Annotated in this window: 21 protein-coding genes; 10 read left to right on the top strand and 11 right to left on the bottom strand. The window is 71.6% G+C overall.

All coding sequences use genetic code 11. The annotated features are described in order from the left end of the window. Positions 1-454: 454 nt before the first annotated feature. From purD to K2F47_RS37505, 4 genes are all read left to right on the top strand, one after another. Positions 455-1,717: a phosphoribosylamine--glycine ligase gene (gene purD, locus K2F47_RS37520; protein WP_242910999.1), complete on the top strand. Its 1,263-nt coding sequence runs from the start codon at positions 455-457 to the stop codon at positions 1,715-1,717. A gap of 34 nt (positions 1,718-1,751) precedes the next feature. After that, complete coding sequence (gene purB / locus K2F47_RS37515; RefSeq protein ID WP_242910998.1) at positions 1,752-3,062, top strand: adenylosuccinate lyase; 1,311 nt, start codon at positions 1,752-1,754, stop codon at positions 3,060-3,062. 366 nt (positions 3,063-3,428) lie between these two features. After that, entirely contained in the window at positions 3,429-4,211 is a 783-nt protein-coding gene (locus K2F47_RS37510) for an MOSC domain-containing protein (protein ID WP_242910997.1), read from the top strand. Next, on the top strand, positions 4,208-5,065 hold the full coding sequence (locus tag K2F47_RS37505) for a phosphoribosylaminoimidazolesuccinocarboxamide synthase (RefSeq protein ID WP_242910996.1): 858 nt from the start codon (positions 4,208-4,210) through the stop codon (positions 5,063-5,065). Before K2F47_RS37510 ends, K2F47_RS37505 begins: the two co-directional genes overlap by 4 nt. 412 nt (positions 5,066-5,477) lie before the next feature. Here K2F47_RS37505 and K2F47_RS37500 read toward each other — a convergent pair whose 3' ends face one another. Next, positions 5,478-6,521, bottom strand: a complete 1,044-nt coding sequence (locus K2F47_RS37500; RefSeq protein ID WP_242910995.1) for a suppressor of fused domain protein — start codon at positions 6,519-6,521, stop codon at positions 5,478-5,480. A gap of 277 nt (positions 6,522-6,798) precedes the next feature. On the opposite strand from K2F47_RS37500, the gene murA reads away from it, so the two are divergent. Together murA and K2F47_RS37490 are read left to right on the top strand one after the other, a co-directional pair. After that, positions 6,799-8,085, top strand: coding sequence for a UDP-N-acetylglucosamine 1-carboxyvinyltransferase (gene murA / locus K2F47_RS37495; protein ID WP_242911088.1), 1,287 nt, complete (start codon positions 6,799-6,801; stop codon positions 8,083-8,085). 924 nt (positions 8,086-9,009) lie between these two features. Continuing rightward, positions 9,010-10,341: a transcriptional regulator gene (locus K2F47_RS37490; RefSeq protein ID WP_242910994.1), complete on the top strand. Its 1,332-nt coding sequence runs from the start codon at positions 9,010-9,012 to the stop codon at positions 10,339-10,341. 81 nt (positions 10,342-10,422) lie between these two features. On the opposite strand, the gene hisC is transcribed toward K2F47_RS37490, so the two are convergent. The 4 genes from hisC to K2F47_RS37470 form a co-directional block, all read right to left on the bottom strand. Further along, positions 10,423-11,523: a histidinol-phosphate transaminase gene (hisC, locus tag K2F47_RS37485; RefSeq protein WP_242910993.1), complete on the bottom strand. Its 1,101-nt coding sequence runs from the start codon at positions 11,521-11,523 to the stop codon at positions 10,423-10,425. 85 nt (positions 11,524-11,608) lie between these two features. Continuing rightward, complete coding sequence (locus K2F47_RS37480; protein ID WP_242910992.1) at positions 11,609-11,890, bottom strand: DUF6401 family natural product biosynthesis protein; 282 nt, start codon at positions 11,888-11,890, stop codon at positions 11,609-11,611. Between the two features lie 50 nt (positions 11,891-11,940). Then, a complete protein-coding gene (locus K2F47_RS37475) occupies positions 11,941-12,630 on the bottom strand; it encodes an NUDIX hydrolase (protein ID WP_242910991.1) in 690 nt (229 codons plus the stop codon). Positions 12,631-12,731: 101 nt separating this feature from the next. After that, positions 12,732-14,075: an SPFH domain-containing protein gene (locus K2F47_RS37470; RefSeq protein WP_242910990.1), complete on the bottom strand. Its 1,344-nt coding sequence runs from the start codon at positions 14,073-14,075 to the stop codon at positions 12,732-12,734. 236 nt (positions 14,076-14,311) lie between these two features. Between K2F47_RS37470 and K2F47_RS37465 the strand changes: the two genes are divergently transcribed. Then, entirely contained in the window at positions 14,312-15,064 is a 753-nt protein-coding gene (locus K2F47_RS37465; RefSeq protein WP_242910989.1) for a DUF4386 domain-containing protein, read from the top strand. Here K2F47_RS37465 and K2F47_RS37460 read toward each other — a convergent pair. From K2F47_RS37460 to K2F47_RS37450, 3 genes are all read right to left on the bottom strand, one after another. Further along, a complete protein-coding gene (locus K2F47_RS37460; RefSeq protein WP_242910988.1) occupies positions 15,061-15,240 on the bottom strand; it encodes an NfeD C-terminal domain-containing protein in 180 nt (59 codons plus the stop codon). The two genes, K2F47_RS37465 and K2F47_RS37460, sit on opposite strands and share 4 nt — an antisense overlap. Before the next feature lie 254 nt (positions 15,241-15,494). Beyond that, positions 15,495-16,217 carry a hypothetical protein gene (locus tag K2F47_RS37455; protein WP_242910987.1) on the bottom strand — a complete coding sequence of 241 codons (723 nt, stop codon included), beginning with the start codon at positions 16,215-16,217 and terminating at the stop codon, positions 15,495-15,497. Positions 16,218-16,288: 71 nt separating this feature from the next. After that, positions 16,289-16,963: a lysophospholipid acyltransferase family protein gene (locus tag K2F47_RS37450; protein WP_242911087.1), complete on the bottom strand. Its 675-nt coding sequence runs from the start codon at positions 16,961-16,963 to the stop codon at positions 16,289-16,291. A 423-nt stretch (positions 16,964-17,386) separates the two neighbouring features. Between K2F47_RS37450 and K2F47_RS37445 the strand changes: the two genes are divergently transcribed. From K2F47_RS37445 to K2F47_RS37435, 3 genes are all read left to right on the top strand, one after another. Beyond that, positions 17,387-17,758: an STAS domain-containing protein gene (locus K2F47_RS37445; RefSeq protein ID WP_242910986.1), complete on the top strand. Its 372-nt coding sequence runs from the start codon at positions 17,387-17,389 to the stop codon at positions 17,756-17,758. Positions 17,759-17,989: 231 nt separating this feature from the next. After that, positions 17,990-19,690 carry an SAM-dependent methyltransferase gene (locus K2F47_RS37440; protein ID WP_242910985.1) on the top strand — a complete coding sequence of 567 codons (1,701 nt, stop codon included), beginning with the start codon at positions 17,990-17,992 and terminating at the stop codon, positions 19,688-19,690. Positions 19,691-19,726: 36 nt separating this feature from the next. Continuing rightward, the gene (locus K2F47_RS37435; protein ID WP_242910984.1) at positions 19,727-20,566 is read left to right on the top strand and encodes an SAM-dependent methyltransferase; all 840 of its coding nucleotides are present in this window, start codon (positions 19,727-19,729) and stop codon (positions 20,564-20,566) included. A gap of 154 nt (positions 20,567-20,720) precedes the next feature. On the opposite strand, the gene K2F47_RS37430 is transcribed toward K2F47_RS37435, so the two are convergent. Genes K2F47_RS37430 through K2F47_RS37420 form a run of 3 tightly spaced genes read right to left on the bottom strand, consistent with a single transcriptional unit; the run spans position 20,721 to position 23,615 of the window. After that, a complete protein-coding gene (locus K2F47_RS37430; RefSeq protein ID WP_242910983.1) occupies positions 20,721-21,521 on the bottom strand; it encodes a glutamate ABC transporter substrate-binding protein in 801 nt (266 codons plus the stop codon). A 13-nt stretch (positions 21,522-21,534) separates the two neighbouring features. After that, positions 21,535-23,040 carry a GlnX family signal transduction membrane protein gene (locus K2F47_RS37425; protein WP_242910982.1) on the bottom strand — a complete coding sequence of 502 codons (1,506 nt, stop codon included), beginning with the start codon at positions 23,038-23,040 and terminating at the stop codon, positions 21,535-21,537. Then, complete coding sequence (locus K2F47_RS37420; RefSeq protein ID WP_242910981.1) at positions 23,037-23,615, bottom strand: FHA domain-containing protein; 579 nt, start codon at positions 23,613-23,615, stop codon at positions 23,037-23,039. The genes K2F47_RS37425 and K2F47_RS37420 overlap by 4 nt, the downstream gene beginning before the upstream one ends.

The raw sequence follows: 23,615 nt of genomic DNA, 5'->3' as shown, positions 1-23,615 counted from the left end.
GACGGCCGGACGCCAGATGGAGGCGGACGGATGAACAGTCCTGCTCGGACTGTGAGGGTTTTCCGGCGAACCGCAAGGATCACCAGGACTCATCCCGACCACCTCCTTCCACACCTTGGACAGCGGGGCGTCAAGCCCGTCGCAGCTTACCAGCCGACATTTAAGACGCTGGGCGCAATGGGAAGGTTCACCTGAGACACGTGTGACGGCCGCCTCACCGTCACGCGACCGTCCAGGGGACCGATCGTCAAGTCCCTTGGCCGGTCAGTCACCGTGCCCGCTCGTCCGGCAACCAAAGCGGACACCAGGCACAAGCGCCGGACGCGCCACCGGACACGTACCGCACAGGCACCGGCACGCGCGGCACCGGCCGGACGCAGGTCGCGCAGGCAGAACATGCGCCGGGGCGGGCGGCGGGCGCGGACGGGGGCCGCGACCACTAAGCTCGCGTGACGTGCGAGTACTCGTCCTTGGATCGGGTGGCCGCGAGCACGCGCTCGCCCGCGCCCTGCACCGCGACCCAGCCGTCAGCGCCCTCCACTGCGCCCCGGGCAACCCGGGCACGGCCGGGATCGCGGACAACCACCAGCTCGACCCCACCGACCCCACGGCCGTGACCGAGCTGGCCGGACGGCTCGGCATCGAACTCGTCGTCGTGGGCCCCGAGGTGGTGCTGATGGCGGGGGTCGGCGACGCGCTGCGCGCGGCGGGCATCCCGTGCTTCGGGCCCGACCGCGCCGCCGCCCGCATCGAGGGGTCCAAGGCGTTCGCGAAGGAGATCATGGCGGCGGCGGGCGTCCCGACCGCCGACTCGCGCGTCTGCGAGACGACCGCGCAAACCGAGGCGGCACTGGACGCGTTCGGCCCGCCCTACGTGGTGAAGGACGACGGGCTCGCCGCCGGTAAGGGCGTCGTGGTCACCGACGACCGCGCCGCCGCCGTCGCGCACGCCGCGTCCTGTGAGCGCGTGGTCATCGAAGAGTTCCTCGACGGCCCGGAAGTGTCACTGTTCGCGCTGTGCGACGGGGAACACGCCGTCCCGCTGCTGCCCGCGCAGGACTTCAAACGCGCCTACAACGGGAACGAGGGCCCCAACACGGGCGGGATGGGCGCCTACACGCCGCTCCCCTGGGCGCCCGACGGCCTCGTGGACGAGATCATGTCGACGGTCGTCCAGCCCACCGTCGACGAGCTGCGCCGCCGCGAAACGCCGTACGTCGGCGTCCTGTACGCGGGTCTGGCGCTGACGTCCCGCGGCCTCCGCGTGATCGAGTTCAACGCCCGGTTCGGCGACCCCGAGATCCAGGTCGTCCTGGACAGGCTGGCCACACCGCTCGCGACGCTCCTCCAGGCATGCGCGATCGGCGGGCTCGCCCCCGAGCTGCGACCCGAGTGGCGGCCCGGCTCGGCCGTCACGGTCGTGGTGGCCGCCGAGGGCTACCCGTCCGCACCGGTCAAGGGCGACGAGATCACGGGCCTGGCCGAGGCGAACGTGGTCGAGGACGCCTACGTGCTGCACGCGGGCACCGGCCGCGACGCCGAGGGACGGCTCGTCGCGTCCGGCGGCCGCGTCCTCAACGTGATCGGCTCCGGACCGGATCTGGCCACCGCCCGCGCGACCGCCTACAAGGCCGTCGCCGAGATCTCGCTGCGCGGTTCCCACCACCGCACCGACATCGCCGAAGAGGCCGCCGGGCTCGCGAACCAACCCACCTGACCCCTGACCGTCGGCGACCTGGGACAATCGTCGGGTGATCGAGAGGTACACGCTTCCGGAGATGGGCCGCGTCTGGAGCGACGCGCACAAATACGAGCTGTGGTGCCAGGTGGAGGTCCTCGTCGTCGAGGCCCACGCCGAGGCGGGCACCATCCCGCCGGAGGTGGTCGAGCCGGTCCGCAAGGCGCCGCCGCCGACCCCGGAGGCGGTGCACGAGATCGAGGCGGTCACCCAGCACGACGTGATCGCCTTCCTGTCGGCGTGGGCCGACAACACCGAGCCGCGCGAGGCGGCCCGGTACGTCCACTTCGGCATGACCTCGTCCGACCTGCTCGACACCGCGCTCGCGCTCCAGCTCGTCGAGGCGACCGACATCCTGCTCGCCAAGGCCGACACGCTCGTCGCGACGCTGCGCGACCACGCGCTCGCGCACCAGGCGACGCTGCGCGTGGGACGCACCCACGGCATCCACGGCGAACCCGACGTCTGGGGCCACCGCGTCGCCGACTTCGCCTTCGCCATGGCCCGCTCCCGCGACCGCCTCCGCCGCGCCCGCGAGGCCGTCGGCGTGATGGCCATCTCCGGCGCCGTCGGCACCTACTCCAACATCGACCCGGCCGTCGAACTGCACGTCGCGCGCAAGCTCGGTCTGAAGAGCGCGGACGTGTCGACACAGGTCGTGATCCGCGACGGGATCAGCGAGTGGGTCTCGTCCCTGGCGATCATGGCGACGGTGTGCGAGGCGATCGCGCTGGAGGTGCGGCACGGCCAGCGGACCGAGGTCCGCGAGCTGTGGGAGCCGTTCGGCAAGGGCCAGAAGGGCTCGTCGGCGATGCCGCACAAGAAGAACCCGATCATCTCCGAGCGCCTCGCGGGCATGGCGCGGATCGTCCGCGCGCAGGTCGTCCCGGTGCTGGAGGGCATCCCGCTCTGGCACGAACGCGACATCTCGCACTCCTCGACGGAGCGGATCGCGCTCCCGGACGCCTCCATCGCGCTCGACTACATGCTGAACCTCACCAACCGGCTCATGTCCGGCCTGGTCGTGGACGAGGCGCGCATGCGCGCCAACCTCGACTCGACCGGCGGCCTGATCTACACCTCGACCGTCCTGCTGGAGCTGGTCGAGGCGGGGATGAGCCGCGACGACGAGGCGTACCCGCTCGTCCAGAAGGCGGCGATGGAGACCTGGGAGACCGGCGTCCCCTTCCGCGAAACCCTCCGCACGCACGCCGCCGCCGCAGGCCTAACCCTGGACGAAGCGCGCCTGGACACCGTCTGCCGCCCGGAACGCTTCGTCGAACGCCTGGCCCCCGTCTTCGACCGCCTCACCGCCCTAACCTGACCACGAAGGGCCGGGCGCCCCCGCCCGCCCGGCCCACCAACACCCAGCGGCAGCTCGGCCGCCGAAGGACCGGCGGCGGCAAGTCGATCATGCACCTGTCGGCTCAGCCAGGCACGGCTACCCGGCCGCCACGAGCTCGACGGCGGGTCGGCAGCCGCCCGGCCGTCCAAGGGCCCGCACACCGGCAAACTGAACACCGCGTCCGGCTCGGACGGGAATGCAGGGCAACCCGAGCACCTCGACCTCAACGGCTGGCCAGTGACAGCTCGCCGCCGAGGGGCCCGGGCACCGGCGGGCTGGGGCCGCGCGAGATGATCGGGACGGTGGGGACGTTCGGAACGGATGGAATGACCACAGGAGGGGACCTTGCCCGCGACGCTGACCGAACTGAACGTGTATCCGCTCAAGGGCGGCGGCGGCACGTCGCTGGACCGTGCCGAGCTGACCGACCGCGGGGTCCGGTACGACCGCGAGTTCATGCTCGTCACGCTCGACGGTCGCTTCATGTCGCAGCGGACCACCCCGGCGATGGCGTTGATGCGGCCGTCCTACAACGGCGAGGTCCTTTCGGTGGACGCGCCGGGCATGGAGACCCTCGTCCACAAGGCGGCGGACGACGGGGACGTCCTGGACGTGATCGTGCACCGGTACGAGTGTCAGGGCGTCGACCAGGGCGACGACGCCGCCGCGTGGTTCTCCTCCCTTCTGGGGCGTGACTGCCGGCTGGTGCGTTTCACGGGCGAGCGGAAGACGTCGCGGGGCGGCGGCGAGCTGATGTTCGCCGACGCGTACCCGCTGCTGCTCATCTCCGCCGAGTCGCTCGCCGAGCTCAACGGGCGGCTGGACGAGCCGCTACCGATGAACCGGTTCCGGCCGAGCCTGGTCGTGGAGGGGCTCGGCGCGTTCGGCGAGGACGACGTCCGGCTGCTGCGCGTCGGCGACACGGTGATCGAGCTGGTGAAGGCGCGCGGACGCTGCGTGGTCACCACCACCGACCAGGACACCGGCGAGCGCGGCCGGGAGCCGCTGCGGACCCTCGCGTCCTACCGCACCTGGGACCAGGAGATCGTCTTCGGGCAGGACGCGATCCCCCGCACGGTCGGCACGCTCACGATTGGCGACCCCGTCGAGATCCTGGAGAACAAGTGAAGCACCTGCACAGCGGCAAGGTCCGGGACCTGTACGAGCTGCCCGGCGGCGAGCTGCTCATGGTGGCCCGCGACACGATCTCGGCGTTCGACTACATCCTGGACACCCCCATCCCGGACAAGGGCCGCATCTTGACCCAGCTGTCGCTGTGGTGGTTCGAGCAGCTCGCGGACCTGCTGCCCAACCACGTCGTCTCGACGGACCTGCCGGACGGCGCGCCCGCCGAATGGGCCGGCCGGACGGTCGTCGCGCGCCGGCTCGACATGGTCAAGGTCGAGTGCGTCGCGCGCGGCCACCTCACCGGCTCCGGTCTCAAGGACTATCAGGCGACGGGGACAGTCTGCGGCGTCCCGCTCCCGCCCGGCCTCGTGGACGGCTCCGCGCTGCCCGAGCCGATCTTCACCCCGACCACCAAGGCGCCGGTCGGCGAGCACGATGAGCCGATGACGTTCGCGCAGGTCGAGCAGGCCGTCGGCGCGGACGTCGCCGCCCGGCTCCGCGACGTGACGCTCGCCGTCTTCCGTCGCGGCGCCGAGCTCGGACGCGAACGCGGCATCATCGTCGCCGACACCAAGATCGAGCTCGGCTGGGCACCGGACGGCGAGCTCGTCCTCGCCGACGAGGTCCTGACGCCCGACTCGTCCCGCTTCTGGCCCCAGGACGGCTGGGAGCCCGGCCACGCGCAGCCGTCCTTCGACAAGCAGTTCGTCCGCGACTGGCTGCTGTCGCCCGCCTCAGGCTGGGACCGCGCCTCCGGTGAGGCACCCCCGCCCCTGCCCCCCGCGATCGTCGACCGCACCCGCGCCAAGTACGTGGAGGCCTACGAGCGCCTGACGGGCCGCACCTTCGCCTGACACCTAGCCCACGCCCCACCGCCCCGTGCAACCCCGCTGAGCGCCCGAGCACACCAAACACGCGGCCGCCCCCAGCCGCAGCCCGCGTGCGCCCCTACGGCCGCGCCAAGCACCCAAGCGTCGCAAGGCGCGGACACACAACCGCGCCAGCGCGCGGCCGTGCCGAGACACAGCCATACGAAGCGCGAACGCACCTAGCGCGCAGGCGCGGTAGGCGCGCAGGTTCGGTGGGCATGCAGACCTGCCGAGCGCGTAGGCGTGGTCGTGCCGGACGCGTAGGCGTGATGGGCGCGCAAGCGTGGTGAACGCATAGGCGCGCAGGCGTGCAAAGCGTGCGGGCGTACTGAACGCGCGGCTACCGCGAGCGTGTGGGCGTACGCGCGCGGGCGGGGGGGTGTTGTAGGGGGTGGGGCTAGCCGACTACTTCGCCGGTTTCGTTGCCGTAGCGGTCTCGCATGGCGGTGGGGACGATTTCTACGGTGAGGCCGGGCAGGGACGGTACCGCTGTGCTTCCGGCGGTGGGGCGCAGGGTTGCGGTGAGGTCGTCCAGGGCGGACGGGGGGACGTGCACCTCTAGGACGCCCTCGCCCGGTTGCTCCACGGCGAAGGCGTCGGCGGGGCGGAAGGTGAGGACGGTGTCCTCGGTTTGGAGGAGTAGTTCGCGGCCGAAGGGGAGGCGGCCGCGTAGGGACTCGGCGACCGCGGGGGCCTGGAGGGCGCCGAGGCGGAGGGTGGTGGCTCCGGCGTCGCGTTCCCAGTGGGCGGTGGTGACGTAGAGGAGGCCGCTGTTGGAGCCGTCCCGCGCGATGCCCTCGCGGACGGCGCGCGCGAGGTCCGGGTCGGCGAGCAGGGAGCGGCGGTCGACGTCGGTGACGAACAGCGGCAGGTGGGGGGCGAGGGCGTCCATGAACGCCCCGGCGTTCCACTGGCGGAGGGCCTCGTACTCCTCCGTCGCCAGGCCGACGACCTGGAGGAACTTGACGCGGCCGTGCGGGGTCATGATCTCGCCGAGTTCCGGGTCGAGGACGAAGCCGACGGCGCGGATGTCGGAGTCCTCCCGTTCGGCGGCGATCGGACCGTTGACGCTCATGTGGTGGCCCGGCTCGAACCAGTTGCCCGAGTTGAAGACGTAGCGGCCGAGGTTCTGGAGCAGGTTCGCCGCCCAGACCGGCGGCGTCTCCTCGGCCGGGTCGCGGACGAGGCGGAAGGTGAACTCGAATCCCCAGCCCGACTCGTCCGGGTCGTCGGACTCCTTCTCGTACAGCTCCGACATCCCGTACGACACGAAATGCCAGTGCGGCTCCGGCTCGGCGCGCGCGTAGACGCTGATGCCGTCGAGCGGGTCCGGGCCGCCGAGCGCCCACTTGTGCACCGTGCCCAGGTGGTAGGGGTCGGTGTCCCCGTAGAGGGGGCGCAGGGCGGCGTTGATGGCGTCCCAGCCGGGGGATTCGTCCATGAAGATCACACTAGTCCCGGGGGCGGCGCGGCGGGTCCGGGTGGTGAATTTGCCCCGGAGGCCGAACCTTTGCGAACCCCCGGGTATCTCACCGAACAGACAGGCGCCGGGGTGGCGCGGACCGGACGCCCCATCTCCGCCTCGGTGGTTTACTGGGGTCCCGTTGGGCAGGGGGGACACGTTCGGCGCGCCCGGCCCTCGTGATTCCGCCGCTAGACCCACGTGTTCCGGTAAGCACCGTTGACGGCAACCAAAAGGGAGTTAGGCGGACATGAGCATGGGCCACGAGGTTCGGTACCGCGTGCGCGGCGGCCGGAAGTTGCAGGGCACGGTCTTCATCCAGGGCGCCAAGAACGCCGTCCTCCCGATGATCGGTGCCTCGCTGATGGCCTCCACGGGCCGCACCGTCCTGCGCAACGTCCCGATCATCGAGGACGTGCGGCGCGCGGTGGAGCTCGCGCGGGCGATCGGCGCGAAGGCCGAGCTGCACGAGACCGAGCGGACGCTGGTCATCGACGCGTCCTCGCTCAGCAGCCCGGTGCTGCCCGCCGACATCGCCTCCCGGTTCCGCGGCTCGTTCCTGTTCGTCCCGGCGCTGCTGCACCGGCTCGGCGAGGCCGTCATCGAGGGCGTCGGCGGATGCAATCTCGGCAGCCGCAACCTGGACTTCCACTACAACGGCTTCAAGCGGATGGGCGCCACCGTCACCGAGCAGGTGGCCGACAACGGCGACGGGATCATCCACATCAAGGCCGGCGACCTGCGCGGCGGGACGCTGTACTGCGACACCCCCTCGCACACCGGCACCGAGAACCTGATCATGGCGGCGGCGCTCGCCCGCGGGACCACGCTGATCAAGAACGCGGCGCTGGAGCCGGAGGTGCTCGACAACATCGCGATCCTCCAGGCCATGGGCGCCAAGATCAGCGGCGGCGGCACCGGGTTCATCACCGTCGAGGGCGTGGACGAGCTGACCGCCGTCGAGCACAGCGTCATGCCCGACCGGATCGACGCCGGCGTCTTCGTGATGGCCGCCGCGATCACCGGCGGCGACCTGAACCTCGTCGGCGCGAGCCTGGAGCACCTCGGCGTCGCCGCCGACAAGCTGGAGCAGATGGGCGTCGAGTTCCACCAGCGGGGGGCCGTCCTCCAGGTCCACCGCGACCGGACGCTCCGTCCGATCAACGTCATCACCGACGAGTACCCGGGCTTCGCCACCGACCTCCAGTCGCCGATCATGGCGCTGTCGTGCCTGGCCGAGGGCCCGTCCTACATCTACGAGCGGATCTTCGACGGCCGGTTCAAGCTGGCCTACGAGCTTGGCAAGATGGGCGCCGACATCGAGGTCGACGGCAACCGCGCCAAGGTCAACGGGCCGCGCGTCCTGCGCGGCGCCGAGGTCGAGGCGCACGACCTGCGCTGCGGCAGCGCCCTGGTGCTCGCCGGGCTCGCCGCCGAGGGCGAGACGACGATCACCTCCGCGTACTACCTCGACCGCGGCCACGCCCACACGGCCGAGCGGCTCTCCTCGCTCGGCGCCGACATCGTGCGAGAGGCCGAGTAGGCGGTATTCGCGACCGTGCCTTCGCGGGCGCGAAGGCACCCGCGCCCGGGTCCGCGGCCCGTGGGGGTCGGCCTTCGGGGTCGGCCCCGCGGGCTTGTCTGATCATTTGTATTTCGTATGACGACTGACCATTCTCGGGCCATGGCCGAGCCCTGTTCGCGCGCCGGAGCCGCGTACGGACGGTCACGGGCGACCGAGTGGTCACTCGGGATGGGCGGGCGGCCGCAAGTGGCCGGGCTCGGGGGCCCGGCCTGACCAACTCCGGAGTCGGTCCTTACCGGGGTTGTAACCTCCGGCGGCCGTCGGCTCCGTAATCCGTCAACATGGCGTCACCGGTCAACTACACCTGGCTAGGGAGTGACGCTTCCATGTCCGCCACGCCGAGGCGTTGACCTGGGATGTAAGGTCTGGAACGCTCCCGATGGACCCGACCGTAACGCGGTAAAAAATCACCGCCCCGGAGAGTCACGGCCGCGCGAACGGATCACTCGTATTTCCGGGCGCTTCGGCACCGGGTCGGTGGATTTCGGCCTGCGCGTAAACCGAACGACCGCACAAGGGACCTCTGAGTGCGCAGCAGCGTCAGGAGGGCCCTCTAGCGGCGATTTCGGGTCTTGTTTTTCAACTTCGGACGACCGAAGATGCAGGATCAAGGCTGGCCGAATGGTGACAAATTACTGACTAGGGGGTCGCGTAGGTTACTTTTTCGCCGCACTCTTGATTCGATTTCGCGTCTGGGCGTCACACATCGTCGCCCTGACCCGATCTGCCCACTGAGGAACGAATCGCACGGGAACTGCGGTGCTGGGTCAGAAGGCAGGGGCGACGAGCCATGAGTCAACCGTTGGGCGAAACGTGCGCGAACGCGTGGCTGGGGCCACCGGGTCTCCGCCGAGAGGATGGACCGGAAGCGAGAGATCATCGATGACGGCCGCACGAACGGGGTCGGTGACACCCGATCTCACGATCGGGGTCGTAGGCCCGCATGACCTCGTCGAGAGGGTCATGTTGATGGGCCACGGCCCCACACCGGTACCTAGCCGGCTGGTGGCCGCCGCATATCGGGACGAACAGGAGGCGGCCGACAAGGTCGTGCGGCTGGGCTCGGGCGTGGACGTATGTCTTTTCGCCAGCCCCGTGCCGTACGACTTCGCCCGCAAGGCGGGGGTACTCACGATGCCCGCCACCTACGTCCCGTTGAACGGCGCCGCCCTGCAAGGCGCGTTGCTGCGCGCATCCCTGGACGAACGCTTCGACCCGTCGCGGGTGAGCATCGACGTGCTCGGACGCGCCGAGGTCGAGGAGGCCTACGCCGAGATCAGCCTCGGCACCGAGCAGGTGCACCTGCGCGAGGAGGCCGCCGGGCCCGGCACGCTCGCCGCGTTCCATGAGCGGCTGTGGCGGCGCGGCGCGACGACGGTCGCGATGACCTGCGTCCACGCGACGGCGGAACGGATGGAGATGGCGGGCGTGCCCACCATCCGCGTCCGGCCGACCGGCGCGGCGATCCGCAGCTCGCTCCAGACGGCGGCGCTGCTCGGCGCGCACCACCGGCTGGAGGAGTCGCAGCTCGTCGTCGTGCTCGTGGACGTCCCGACGCTGCGCGAGACCCCCCGCCGCGTCACCCCGCGTTACTGGCGGGACGAGCTGAAGCTGGCGCTGCACCGCGTCCTGCTCCAGGAGGCGCACCGGATGAACGCCTCGGTGTGGCCGCTGGACGACCACAGCTACCTGGTCATCGCCACGCGCGGGTCGGTCACCGCGTCCACCGAGGGCTTCCGGACGCCGCCGTTCGTCGAGCGGGTCCGGGAGGAGCTCGGCCTCGCGATCGAGGTCGGCATCGGCATGGGACGCACCGCGCACGAGGCGGAGAACCACGCGCGCGCCGCGCTCGCGCGCTCGCAGAGCTCCCAGCGGGCCCAAGGCTTCGCGCTCGACCGCGACGGTCGGGCCCTGGTGCCCGCGCCGCGCACCCCGCCGCGCAGCCAGCCGCAGGCCAAGCCGAAGGGTCTGGAGATCCTCGCACGGCTCGCCGACAAGCTCGGCGACCAGGACCAACCCCTCATCGTGGACGCGGAGAACGCCGGCAAGATGCTCGGCGTCACCCCCCGCACCGCGCGCCGCCTGCTGCGCACGCTCGTCGAGGAGGGGCTGGCCTGGCCGCTCCCGCCGAACCGGACGCCGCAGCCCGGCCGCCCGCGCCAGCTCTACCGCCTGATCGTCGAGAAACTCGGCCCGAAGGCCACCGCGGGCTGACGGCGGGCTCCGCAGCCCCCGGACACGGACGGTCCGGGGGCGGAGCGGCCCCGAGCGGTCAGCCGCGGCACCGCGAAGTGGTCAGTTGCGGTGAGGGAAGTTCCTTGCGACGGCCAGGAACGCGTCGTTCTCCTCCGGCGAGCCGATCGAGACGCGGGCGCCCTCGCCCGGGAACGGGCGGACGCTCACGCCCTGCGCGTCGCAGGCCTCGGAGAACTCCATGGTCCGCTCGCCGAGCCGCAGCCAGACGAAGTTGGCCTCGGTCGGCGGGACCGTCCAGCCGTCCTCGATCAGGGCGCCGCGGACCCGGTCGCGCTCCTTCACCGTGCCCTCGACCCGCGCGAGCAGCTCGTCGGTCGCGGCGAGCGAGGCGATCCCGGCGGCCTGCGCGACGGAGTTGACGCTGAACGGCAGGAACGTCTTGCGGATCGCTCCAGCCACCAGCGGATGGCCGACGAGGTAGCCGATCCGCAGCCCGGCCAGGCCGTAGGCCTTGGAGAACGTGCGCAGGATCGCGAGGTTGGGGCGGCCGGCGAGCAGGGTCAGGCCGTCCGGGACGTCGTCGTCGCGGACGTATTCGCGGTACGCCTCGTCCAGGACGACCAGGCAGTCCTCGGGGACGCGGTCGAGGAACGCCTCGATCTCCGCGCGGCCGACGACCGTGCCGGTCGGGTTGTTCGGGTTGCAGACGAAGATCAGGCGGGTGCGGTCGGTGATCGCGTCGGCCATCGCGGCGAGGTCGTGGGTCTCCTCCCGCAGCGGCACCTGGACGGGCGTCCCGCCCGACAGGGCCACCAGCAGCGGGTACGCCTCGAACGACCGCCACGCGTAGACGATCTCGGCGCCCGGCTCCGCCACGGCCTCCAGCAGCATCTGGGACACCCCGACCGAGCCGCAGCCGACCGCGACATGATCGGCCGGGACGCCGCAGTGCGCCGCGATGGCCTCGGTCAGCGCCGTCGCGTTGTTGTCGGGGTAGCGGTTGATGTTCGCCGCCGCGTCGACGATCGCGTCCAGCACCGAGGGCAGCGGGCCCTGCGGCGACTCGTTGGAAGACAGCTTGAACGAGCGGCCCTCGGGCGACACGACGACCTTGCCGGGCTTGTAGGCCACGAACCGGTCGAGGACGGAGCGGAAGCGCGGCGATGTTACTTCGGACACCGTTGTCCTCCAGGTGAACATGGGTGGTCGGCACCCAGCCTACGTATCCCCACACATTGGACATAGTGGACGGTCGCCCGAAGCCGCCGGGGGCGGGCCCGCCGGGCTATCCGGGTGAGCGCAGCAGCCAGCAGACCGCGACGATCCGGACGAACTCCCAGTCGCGGGTGTCGCCCGGCCACCAGCCCCGGTTGAACGCCTCCTCGGCGAAGTCGCGCAGGTAGCCCATCAGCTCGTCCTGGCCGACGGCGCCGAGCTCGTCGCGGAGGGTGGCGACGTGCTGGTCGACCGCCGCGGCCAGACCGGGCGAACCGGCCATCTCCGCGACGCCGGCGTCGCCGATGTCCCGGACGAGCAGTCCCAACACTTCGGACGAGTCACCGTTCATAGGGTGAGAACCTAGCAACGGCCCCACGATGCTCGAAACATCCCCCCAGGTCATGGCGCCCGTCGCTCGGGCGGGGGGCGCAGCATCGGCGGGCGGAGCTGCTCGGCGGCGCCGCGTCCGTACAGGCGTGCGGGACGCCCGCCGTCGCGGGTCGTCGTCCGGTCGGTCGGCACCAGGAACCCCTCGGCGCCGGTGACCTTCCGGTGGAAGTTCCGGGGGTCCAGGACGGTGCCCCAGACGATCTCGTACACGCGGCGCAGCTCCGCGACCGTGAACTCGGGCGGGCAGAACGCCGCCGCGAGCGAGGTGTACTCCAGCTTCGCGCGGGCCCGCTCCACGCCGTCGCAGAGGATGCGCCGGTGGTCGAACGCCGCCCGGTCGTGGTTGGTCAGCTGCTCGACCGACGTCCACAGCACCTGCGCGCGGCTGGAGGCGGGCAGGTCGGGCGCCAGGCCCAGATACGCCACGCTGACGACCCGCTGCCTCGGGTCGCGATCGGGGTAGCCGTAGGTCGCGAGCTGCTCCAGATGGATCCGGACGTCGGCCAGCCCCGCCCGCTCGGCCATCAGCCGGGACGCGGCGACCGGCAGATCCTCGTCCAACTGGATGAAGCCGCCGGGCAGCGACCACGTCCCGTTGTAGGGGTCCCGGTCGCGCCGCCACATCAGGGCGCAGAGCCGTTGCTCCCGCACGGTGAGGACGACGAGGTCGACGGTGACGGCGAGCCGCGGGACGGACATGAAAGAAGTCTAGGGCGACGCCCGTCCGCCTCGGGCTCCCGACAACTCAGGCCCCGCCGGGGACGACGGGGCCTGAGAGGCGGGTCAGTTCTCCTCGCGGGTCACTTCTCCGTGGGGACCTCCACCGGGACGGTGGGGATCTGGGCGTTGGCCGGGGCCGTGCCGTTCTGGCCGTTGGAGCCGTTCATCCCGGCGAGGAGCTGACGCGCGACGCCGAGGCCGGTGCCGCCCAGCGTGAGGGCCTTGGCGAGCATGTCCTCGATGCCCTCGGCGCCGTTGAGCACGACCATGTTGTCGACGTTGCCGAAGACCTGGGCGCCCGCCTCGACGATCTGGGGCCACTGCTCGGCGAGCTGCTGCGCGATGACCGCGTCGGTGTTGCGGGCCAGCGCGTCCGCGCGGGCCTTGATCGCCTCGGCCTCCGCGAGACCCTTCTGGCGGGTGGCGTCGGCCTGCGCCTCACCGAGCAGGCGGGTCGCCTCCGCCTCGCGCTGGGCCTTGAGCTGGATCTCGGTCGCGGCGGCCTGCGCCTGCGCGATCCGCTGCTCGCGCGCGGCCTCGGCCAGCTTGACCTGCTCGTAGGCGCGGGCGTCGGCGGGCTTGCGGACCTCGCTCTCCAGCCGCTTCTCGGTGCGCTCGGCCTCCAGCTCGGCGTTGCGGGTCTCCTTGAGGATGACCTCCTGGCGGGCCTGCTGCGCGGCCTGGCTGACCTGCCCCTCGTACTCCGCCTTCTTGATCTCGGTGTCGCGGATCACGGCGGCGTTCTCGCGCATGGCCTCCTGCTCGCGCTGGGTGGCCTCCTGGTCGCGCTCGGCCTCGGCGATCCGGGCCGCGGCCGCGACGCGGGCGGCGTGCGGACGGCCGAGGTTGGCGATGTAGTCGGTCTCGTCGTCGATCTCCTGGATCTGGAGCGAGTCCACGACGAGGCCGAGCTTGCTCATCTCGTCGGCGGCGGAGCTGCGGGTCTCGCTGGTGAGCCGCTCGCGGTTGAGGATGAGGTCCTCGACGGTGAGGTTGCCGATGATCGACCGGAGGTGGCCGGTGAACAGCTCGTGGATCGCGCCGTCCATCGAGCCCTGCTGCTCCAGGAAGCGCCGCGCGGCGTTGGCGATCGACACGAAGTCGTCGCCGACCTTGTAGATCACGACGCCGCGGACCTTCACCGGAATGCCCTGCTGGGTGACGCAGTTGACCTCGAGGTTCGCGGCGCGGCTGTCGAGCCGCAGCCGGCGGGCGACCTGGAAGCCCGGCAGCACCGAGGTCCCCTTGCCCGTAATGATCTTGAACCCGAGGCTGTCGAGCCCGTCGATCGGCTTGGACCTGGCGCCCAGCCCGGAGATGATCAGCGCCTCGTTGGGCTCGGCGACCCGCCAGACCATCTTGAACAACACGATGAGCACGATGATGGCGACGACGACGGCTACCGCCGCGGCGATCAAGGGCATCCGGCTTCCTCCCCTCGGGCGACGGGCCTCTACAAGGGGGTCCGTACGCGTTTCCTCCTAGACGCAGAAAATGCCTGGACGGTTCGCGTCCTGAGGAATCTTCATAAATTTTCCCACCCGCTGGCTCCCCCAGGGCGGCTGAAACCGGCCACCCGCAGGTGGAGACAACGATCGTCCGGCGTGGTTCTCTGATCCCGCGGCAAGGGCCGGGGGGCTGATCCAAGCCTGGGAGACACGTGAACACGACCGAATCTCCGACGCCGCACGCCCCGGCGGACGCCGCTCAGCGGACGGCCAGGATCGCCGGTGTCTGGTTCATCCTCACCTTCGTCTTCTCGATTCCGGCGGTGGTGCTGTACGACCCGGTCCTCAACGACGCGAACTACATCCTCGGATCGGGCGCGGACACGCAGGTGCGGCTGGGCGCGCTCCTGGAGGTCCTGACCGCCGTGTCGAACATCGCGACCGCGGTCGTGCTGTTCCCGATCCTGAAGCGGCAGAGCGAGGGCATCGCCCTCGGCTACTTCGGCGCGCGCATCCTCGATTCGACCTTCATCCTGGTCGGGGTCGCGTGCGTGCTCGCCGTCGTCGCCCTGCGGCACGACCTGGGCGGCGAGGGCGGCGCCGACGCCGTCCTGATCGGCCGGGCGCTGATAGCGGTCAAGGACCAGACGTTCCTGCTCGGCCCCGCCTTCTGCGCGGGCCTCGGCAACGGGGTGATGCTGGGCTACCTGATGTTCCGGTCGGGCCTGGTGCCGCGTCCCATGGCGCTCATCGGGCTCGTCGGAGGCGCCATCGCCTTCGCCACGGCGACCGCAGTGCTGTTCGGCGCCTACGAGCAGGTGTCAGCGGTGAACGTCCTGTTCACGGTGCCGGAGATCATCTGGGAGGCGGCACTGGGCATCTGGCTCGTCACCAAGGGCTTCCGCCCCGTCCCCCTCATCACCGGGACGGCCGCCGGGCCCACGCCTGACCAGCGTGACGTCTAGGCGAGCGCCTGCGCCACGTAGACCGTCCTGGGCGGGTGGTACTCGACCACCACGACGATCGTTCCGACACCGAACTCGTCGCGCGGGTCGACGGGATGCGCGTAGAACGCCTCGACGCCCCCGCGAATCGGGATCATGACCTCCCCGACCAGACCGGCCCCGATCTTCCCGGTCACCCGCCCCTCCCGACCAATCAAGGGCCCTCCCCTACTTATTGCTTCGTCCTTGGCGGTCGGCGCTGGCGCGCCTTCCTTCAACGGGCGAAGCGGCGATCGCTGGCATCGCTCCGAACTCGCCTGGCGGCTCGCTTCGCGATCAGGTTCTCGCAAGCTCGAACCTGCCTTCGGACGCGATCGCACGGGTGAGGTATCGGCCGGTTCAGGTTAATGGCTGGGACTGTCAGGCAGGGGTCCTGGCGCCTGGGGCCCGGCTAGCCGAGGATGCGGCGGGCTTGGGTCAGGGACTCTCGGGCCAGGCGTTCGGCCTCCTGGCGGGTGGCGCGGGGGCCGAAGACGCTGACCGTGCCCAGGTAGCGCTGGTCCTTGAAGACCACATACCAGGTGTAGGCGCGCTCGCGGCCGGTCACGGTGGTGACGCCGACCGCCCTCGAACCGCCGCCGATGTCGCCGCGCACGGTCTCGACCACGCGGTGCTGCGACCACTGCGCGCCCATTCTGGTGCGGAAGGCCAGGCAGCCGGGAGGGACGCGCGCGTTCACCTGCTTCTCGGCGTCGGCGTCCGACACGCCCATCAGGGTCTCGGTGACCAGGTGGCCGTCGGCCGCGGTGAAGGCGGCCAGCGCGGCGGGGGTGTCGGTCTCGAGGTTGCCGATCGGGCCGCCGACGGCGCCCGTGCCGCCGTTCTGGCAGCGCGGCTTGTCGACCGTGACCTGCTTGCGGAGCTGCTCCAGGTCCTGGAAGGCCTTGAGCGTCCCGTACTCGCCCGAGTCGGGGTCGCCGTTGCGGCGGTAGCCGGGGGTCTCGACGAGGAGCGCCTGCTCCAGCTGCGCGGCGGTGTAGCCACCGGCGAGGACGGCCTTTCCGGCGCGGACGGGCCGCGCGCGCTCTTCCCCGCTGTCGCCGCAGGCGGACACCGCCGCCAGCGTCGCGACGAGGGTGACCGGGAGCATGATCGGGAGGAGCCTGTGGGCCATGCGGGCGACACTACGGCCCGGAATGCGCGAGATCCTCCGGCGACACGCCCGCGCGGCCCTTCCAGGCGGGCTCAGGCCTTCTGGTCGGCCCGCTCGTTGTAGACCCCGGCGTACTCCTGGCCCGACATCTTCTGGATGGTCTCGACGATCTCGTCGGCGATGGCGCGGCGGGCCTTGGCGGGCGGCAGGTCGTCGTAGTGGGAGAAGTCCATCGGGGGGCCGATGCGGACGGTCGGGCGGGGCCCGAACACGCGCGGCAGCGAGGCGCCGAGCGGCTGGATCTTCTCGGTGCCCTCCAGCGCGACCGGCAGGACGCGGGCGCCGGAGGTGAGGACGAGCCAGCCGACGCCGGTGCGGGCGCGGTAGAGGCGCCCGTCCGGGGAGCGGGTGCCCTCGGGGTAGATCGCGAACGCGCCGCTGTTGTCGAGAATCTCGGCGGCCTGCTCCAGGGCGCCCATGGCGGCGCGCCTGGCGCCGCGCCGGACCGGGACGTGCCCGAGGTTGGTGAGGAACCAGCGGACGAAGCCCTTCTTCAGCCCGCCGCCCTCGAAGTAGTCGGCCTTGGCGATGTAGGTCACCGGACGCGGGACCGCAAGCGGGATGATGAAGCTGTCGATGAACGACAGGTGGTTGCTGGCCACGATGAGCGGGCCGTAGCTCGGCACGTTCTCCCCGCCCTCCACCCTGGGGCGGAAAAGCAGCCAGAGGATCGGACGCACCACGCGCGTCATGAACGTGTAGAACACCAAGCCTCCCGAATTCGGCACCGCCACTGTAACCTCTGCGCCGATCCGGGCCCCGGTCACCGCCTGCTTTTCCCGCGGCGGTGCCGGTCAACAATGGGCCTGCCGCAGGTCACGTGCGCACCGGCAAGCCTATACTGGGCACGTCCGCACCGGGGAACGCGGGTCGACGCCATTGGCCGGGGGCTTCGGGCGACCACCATTCTTACCGATAAGTAAGTTTCTCTACAGTAGGTTATTGCGCCCGTTTCCGCGGCCGCCGCGGGGGGAGGGACGGGGCGTCCCGTCCCCGGCGTGGGGTGCGGGGCAGGGCGGAGCAACCTGGTCCTTTACCTGGAACTGCTTGGTATGCGGGCATGGGTGCGCAATGCTGAGGAGTCACCTGGGACGGGCTCAGGCCCTCCCAATCGGGGCGTGAGGTGACCAATGGACTTCGACATCCATCTGATGCGCGACGAGGGCTGCACCCTCGCCCGGGTGCGGGGCGACATCGACGTGGTGTCCCGCGCGCGGTTCGAGCGGGCGTTGTTCGAGGTCGTGGACGCGGGCGGGCCGCTCGTCGTCGACATGCGGCAGGTCACGTTCTGCGACTCCACCGGCCTGAACGCCATCGTCGCCGCCAACCGCCGCGCGCTGGAACGCGGCACGCTGGTGGCGCTGGCCGGGCTGCCGCCGCGGGTCCTGCGGGTCTTCCGGATCACCGGGATCGACAAGTTCATCCCGATCCACGACACGCTCGGCGAGGCGCTCGGGTCCCTGGCCGACGAGCCGCAGGACCACAGCACCGGCAGCGCCTGACCCCCAGCACCGCAGCGCCTGACCCAGGGCCGGCAGCGCCCCGCCTCCGCCTTCCGTCCGGGAATTGGCCGGGGCGAAAGACCCCGTCCCCCTTCCAGCGATACGGAAATCGCACCGCCAACCTGGCGAATCACATAAAAACTGGAAACAGTGGCTTTTGCCACGGCAAAATGTCAGCTAAATCGGCATCTTGTCATGCGGGCATCGACTGGCCTGGAGGGAGTCGCCCCCGTGAGATTCTCTGTCCTGGGTGTGCTGACGGTCACCGACGACGAAGGTCGTCCGCTCGACTTCGGCGAGGGGCGGGTGCGCAAGCGCGGCGTCCGGCATCTGCTGAGCGTGCTCGCGTTACGCGACTGGGCCCTGTCGGCCGAGCAGCTCCGCTCGCTGCTGTGGGACGACGACCCACCGGAGAGCACGTCCGCCCCGCGGACGCTGGTCTACCGGGCACGGCGGCTGCTCCCGCGCGGCGAGGAGAGCCTCGCCACCGAGGTCGACCACGCGGGCGTGCAGCGGTACCGGCTCGTCCGGGGCCCGCGGGACGAGTTCGACGTCGAGGAGTTCGGGAACGCCGCGACGCTGGCCGACAAGGAGCGGCGCCGGGGGGACCTCGAACAGGCCGCGCGGCTCTACGAGGAGGCGCTCGGGCTGTGGCGGAGCCGTCCCGGCGAGGCGCCGCTGCCGGACTTCCCGCCCACCGCGACGATGGACGCCTACCTCGCACCGCTGCTGACCCGCCGCGTCCAGGTGACCGAGGCGCTGGTCGAGACGCGGCTCGACCTCGGACGGCACGGCCCCGGGCTCGCCGAGCAGATCTCCGGCTTCCTCGCGCTCGACCCGCTGAACGAGCGGCTGCACGCGCTGCGCATGCTCGACCTGCACCGGACGGGACGCCGGGCCGAGGCCCTGCTCGCCTTCCGGCACGCGGCCGACTCGTTCGAGCGGCTGCTGGAGACCTCGCCCGGGGTGCGGCTGGAGCGCATGCGCGACCGGATCCGCGCCGACGACCCCTCGCTGCTGTGGCGGCCCCGGCAGCGGTCTCCGCAGGTCGAGGACGAGCGCCCTCCCGACCCGGAGGGCCGCCCGACCGCGCGCGGGGTCGTGGACGTCACGCTCGGCGGCAAGGACAACTACGCCGCCGACCGCGCGTTCATCGCCAAGATCATCAAAGAGACCGGCACCGACACCTGGAAACTGTCGGGGGAGAAGCGCGACTGCGTCGTCCGGATGATCCGCTACATCGGCGGACGCGGCGTCCGGCAGTTCCTCGATCTCGGCACCGGCATGCCCGACCCGGAGGGACGCGACGTCCACCGGATCGCGCGGCAGGTCGCGCCGGACGCGCGGCTCCTGCTGATCGACAACGACCCCCACGTCGGCGCCTACGCCAACGCGCTCATGGCCGACGGCGCGGGCATCGTGTTCCGCGAGCTCGACCTGTGCGACGTCGACGCGGTGCTGCACGAGGCCCGGGCGCACCTCGACTTCACCGAGCCCGTCGGTCTGCTGTGCGCGAACACGCTTCAGCACCTCGGCGACACCGGCGACGACGACCTCGGCACCGGCGCGCTCGTCGAGGCGCTCGGACGCTACTCCGGCGCGCTGCCCCCGGGCAGCCTCGTGGCGATCACCCATCTCAGCGACGACGGCCTCGACCCGCGGCTGCGCCCCTACCTGGACGCCCGCGACCCCGGCAGCGTCTTCGCGCTCCACCTGCGGAGCCCTACGCAGATCGAGCGGCTGTTCTGCGGGCTGCCGCTGGTCGAGCCGGGCCTGGTCGACGTGGGCAGGTGGCGTCCCGACCAGCCGTGGACGCGGCGCAAGATGCGCATCATCGGCGGCGTCGCGGAAGTGCGTCACGGAAGTGCGTCACGGAGTGCGCACGCTCGGATGACCGCGCGGGTGCGCGGTAGTGGTCCGCCGACGGTGTGACCGACCGTGTGACGGGGGCGGCCTATCGTCCGAGGCATGTCTGGTCTAACTCGCTCCTTCCGGGGCGCGATGAAGCCACGACCCAACGCGGGGGACCACCGGGGGCCGACTTCCAGGCCAGCGCACAGCGCGCGCGTATGGGACTACTGGCTAGGCGGGAAGAACTTCTACAGCACGGACGCGAAGGTCGCCATCGAACTGACCGAGATGCTTCCGCATCTCGGCAGGGCGGCACGGGCGCAGCGCGGATTCCAGAGCAGGGCCGTCCGCCACCTGGCGGAGAGCGGCGTCGACCAGTTCCTCGACATCGGCGTGGGGCTGCCCGCCCGGTACGGCACGCACGAGGTCGCGCAGGTCGCGGTGCCGACCGCGCGGGTCGTGTACGCCGACAAGGACCCGGTCGTGATGGCGCACGCACGCGCGCTGATGGCGGGCCGGCCCGAGGGCGCCGTCGCGCACCTGCACGCCGACCTGCGGGACCCGGACGAGATCCTCCTCGGCGCGGCGGAGACGCTGGACCTGCGGCGGCCGGTGGCGCTGCTCCTGCTCGGGGTGCTGGAGCACATCGCCGACGACGAGGAGGCGCAGTGGATCGTGAAGCGGCTGGTGTCGGCGCTCGCGCCCGGGAGCCATCTCGTCGCGGGGCACCTGACCGGGGCGCTGAGCCCGGCGGCGATGGAACGGGCGGTCGCGCACTGGAACACCACGACCGCGCCGGGGGTGGTCAGCCGCACGCCCGAGGCGATCGCGGCGTTCTTCGGCGGGACGGAGCTGCTGGCCCCGGGCATCGTGACCTGTTCGCGCTGGCGGCCGGGGCCGGGGTCGACCGTCCCCGCCGTCCACCGCTACGGCGGGGTCGGGCGCGTTATTTATTAAGTCCCGGCCCACGTCCCTCGCCTGGCGGCTCGGGACGTGACCGTGCCTTTGCGGGCGCGGATCGCTTCGCGATCTTCGCGGTGGGGCCTCGCCTCCGGCTTCGGCCCCACCGCTCAGCTACGCGCCCGCGTGTGCGCTGAGGTCACTGCGGTTTCTAGGAGCAGCCCTCGAACTGGGGGACGCTCGTCGTCAGTTTGAGGCCCGAGTCGCCGAACCACTTGTCGAGCAGGCGCGCGGCCGTGCCGTCCTGGTACATGCGGGTGAGGGCGCGGTTGACGGCCTCGCAGCCCTCCAGGTCGCCCTTGCGTAGGCCCACGCCGTACTTCTCGTCGGTGAACGGGGCGTTGATGATCTTTCCGCCGCGGCCGGCGGCGAAGCCGGCGAGGATCAGGTCGTCGGTGGAGACGGCGTCCAGGCGTCCGGCGGCGAGGTCGTCCATGCAGGCGCCGTAGGTCGGCGCGGTGACGGGCGTGGCGGCGATCTCGCGTTCCTCGACGACGCGCCGCCAGGAGTTGGACCCGGTCACCTCGCAGATCCGCTTGCCCTTCAGGTCGCGGACGTCGCGGATCGCGGCCCCGGGCCGGACGAGCGTGTCCTGGTGCGCGACGTAGTACGGCCCGGCGAACGTGACCGCCTTCTTGCGCCGGGCCGTGATCGAGTACGTCGCGAAGATCAGGTCGACGTCGCCCGCCGCCAGCGCCGCCTCCCGGACGGAGGAGTTCGTCGTGCGGAACCTGATCCGGTTGCGCGGCACGCCGAGCCTGCCCGCGACGTAGACGGCGACATCGACGTCGAACCCCTCGTAACCGTTCGGGCCCTGGCGTCCGAGCCCGGGCTGGTCGGCCTTCACGCCGATGACCAGGGACTTCTTGTCGGCGACCGTGCCGGGGCCCGAGTTGCCGCACGCCGCGAGCGACAGCAGCAGGCCGGCGGCGGCGAGACGGGTGGCGCGCATGGGCTCACTCCTGTCAGCGGAACTCGGCCAGCCGGGGGCGGACGCCCGCGGCGACCAGCACGGCGATGAGGGCGGCGGCGAGCGGCGGCAGCGCCGTCCAGCCGCGCAGGCCGCCGTCGGCGTCGGCGATCTCGGTGTCGAACGCGCGCTGGTGGACGGCGGTCAGCGCGCTCAGCGACGCGTCGTAGGCGCCGAAGTCGCGGATCACGTTGGACGTGCGGCCCATCCGCAGATCGACCGCCCCGGCGCGGTCGCCCTTGGCGGCCAGCTCGCGCATCCGCCGGTCGGAGTCGAGGACGAGCTGGTACGACCTGAGCACCTGGACGAAGTTCGCGCTCGCGCCGCCCCGGGCGCTCGCCCGCGCCTCGTCCCCGAAGAAGCCGAGGAAGGGATCGGGGTCGCCGGGCTTGTAACCCGCGATTCCGCTGTTCACGGCCGCGTAGTAGCTCTCCAGGTTCACCGGCCTGGTGCCCATGTCCGGATAGATCACGGCGAGCGACTTGTCGAGGTAGGTCTGCTCGTAGGTGTCGGCGCGGCCGGGGTCGAGCAGGTAGCGGCTCTCGTCGGCGAACGCGCTGTGGCTGATCGCGCGGGCCCGCGACAGCGCGAGGACGGACTCGAAGCCGTCCTGCTTGGCCGTCCTGATGTGCCCGGCGAGCGCCGTCAGCAGGCCCGCGCCGACCAGGACGAGCGCGAGCGTCGCGACCGTCGCCAGCACCAGCGCCGGGTTGAGCACGCGGCGGAACGTCCGGGTGAGGTAGACCTGCCCGGCGAGCAGGAGCGCGAGCGCGATGGCGCCGGTGACCGCGACCCACGTCCGTCCCGACAGCACCGCCGAGCGCTTCGTCTCGTACGCCTGCCGGACGGCCGCGCCGCTGTCGAGCGTGATGTTGTAGGCCTTCGGCAGCAGTTCGAGCCGCATCAGGTCGGTGGCCTGCCGGTAGGCGTCGACGACCTGCGCCGGCAGCGCCCCGGGCGCGTGGTTCGCCTGCCGGTCCAGCAGCATCGCCTGGCCGACGAGCCGTTCGTAGCGGCCGAGGCCCTGGAGGACCTCCTGGACGGTCGTCCGCAGCTCGGCGTCCCCGCCCGCGATCTGCGCTGCCTGCACCGCCGCCGCGACCGCCTCCGCGCGGCGCCGCTCGTAGAGGCGCAGCGACTCGTCGTAGCCGATGCCGAGCCGGTGCTCGCGCCCGATGAGCAGGATGTTCGCGACCTGCGCGTCCATGTCGCTGAGCGAGAAGTAGAGCGCGCTGGTCGCGACGACCTGCGGGCCCGCGTCGTGCCCGATCGTCTCGACGGAGTCGCGCGCGTTCCCGATCGCCATCGTGAGCACGCCGAGCAGCGCGGCGACGGCGAGCAGCGTCACGACCGCGTAGGCGCGGATCTGCCCGGGGATGGTGCGCAGCCAACGGCCGCGCGCGAACGCGACCGTCTTCCTCTCGGGGCCCATTTCCAGGACGGCCGCCGTCTCGCGAGCCGCCGTCTCGCCCGCGGTGGGCCGTCTCCGCGTCGTCGTCATGACGGGGCCTCCGGCGGGGTCAACATGATGGTCGTCCAGGCGCCGACGTGGATGCGGTCCCCCGCGCCCACCGGGACGGGCACGTTCACCGGGATCGGCTCGGACCCGCCGTTGACCGTCGTCCCGTTGGTGGACCCGGGATCGACCAGCACCCACGTCCCGTCCGGCTGCGCGAGCAGCACCGCGTGCAGGTGCGAGACGCCGGGGTCCTCCGGGAGCACTCCGAGGTCGATCTCCGACCCGCCGCGCCGCCCGATCCGCACCTCGCCGCCCGACAGCCGGACGCGCCGCTCCGGGCAGTACGGCGGGAACACCAGCGCCGCCGAGTCCGGGCCCTCCAGCGCGAGGACCGAGGTGTAGTAGTCGTGGTCGGCGTTGATCACGGCCGTGAGGGGCCCGCGCCGGACGCCGCCGAGCCGCGGCGGCGGGACCATCGGCGTGAGCCAGGCGTGCCGGGGCACGGCGGGCATCTCGAACGTGGGCGCGCCCACCCGTCCGGCCGTCTCGAAGTCGTGGCCGTCGATCTCGCAGTAGCGGCCCGAGCGGGGCGCGCCGCAGTTCGGGCAGTCCCCCAT

The sequence above is a fragment of the Actinomadura terrae genome (assembly GCF_022751215.1).
GTDB lineage: Bacteria > Actinomycetota > Actinomycetes > Streptosporangiales > Streptosporangiaceae > Spirillospora > Spirillospora terrae.
The sequence above is the reverse complement of the archived record's forward strand: the minus strand, read 5'-3'. Positions and strand labels throughout refer to the sequence as shown.

Excerpts from the sequence above, each read along its gene's own strand:
- K2F47_RS37490 (WP_242910994.1), top strand. The coding sequence starts at position 9,010 with ATGACGGCCGCACGAACGGGGTCGGTGACACCCGATCTCACGATCGGG.
- K2F47_RS37455 (WP_242910987.1), bottom strand. The coding sequence starts at position 16,217 with ATGGCCCACAGGCTCCTCCCGATCATGCTCCCGGTCACCCTCGTCGCG.
- K2F47_RS37425 (WP_242910982.1), bottom strand. The coding sequence starts at position 23,040 with ATGACGACGACGCGGAGACGGCCCACCGCGGGCGAGACGGCGGCTCGC.
- K2F47_RS37475 (WP_242910991.1), bottom strand. The coding sequence starts at position 12,630 with ATGTCCGTCCCGCGGCTCGCCGTCACCGTCGACCTCGTCGTCCTCACC.
- K2F47_RS37435 (WP_242910984.1), top strand. The coding sequence starts at position 19,727 with ATGTCTGGTCTAACTCGCTCCTTCCGGGGCGCGATGAAGCCACGACCC.
- K2F47_RS37480 (WP_242910992.1), bottom strand. The coding sequence starts at position 11,890 with ATGAACGGTGACTCGTCCGAAGTGTTGGGACTGCTCGTCCGGGACATC.
- K2F47_RS37445 (WP_242910986.1), top strand. The coding sequence starts at position 17,387 with ATGGACTTCGACATCCATCTGATGCGCGACGAGGGCTGCACCCTCGCC.
- hisC (WP_242910993.1), bottom strand. The coding sequence starts at position 11,523 with ATGTTCACCTGGAGGACAACGGTGTCCGAAGTAACATCGCCGCGCTTC.
- murA (WP_242911088.1), top strand. The coding sequence starts at position 6,799 with ATGGGCCACGAGGTTCGGTACCGCGTGCGCGGCGGCCGGAAGTTGCAG.
- K2F47_RS37470 (WP_242910990.1), bottom strand. The coding sequence starts at position 14,075 with ATGCCCTTGATCGCCGCGGCGGTAGCCGTCGTCGTCGCCATCATCGTG.
- K2F47_RS37430 (WP_242910983.1), bottom strand. The coding sequence starts at position 21,521 with ATGCGCGCCACCCGTCTCGCCGCCGCCGGCCTGCTGCTGTCGCTCGCG.
- K2F47_RS37500 (WP_242910995.1), bottom strand. The coding sequence starts at position 6,521 with ATGGACGAATCCCCCGGCTGGGACGCCATCAACGCCGCCCTGCGCCCC.
- K2F47_RS37420 (WP_242910981.1), bottom strand. The coding sequence starts at position 23,615 with ATGGGGGACTGCCCGAACTGCGGCGCGCCCCGCTCGGGCCGCTACTGC.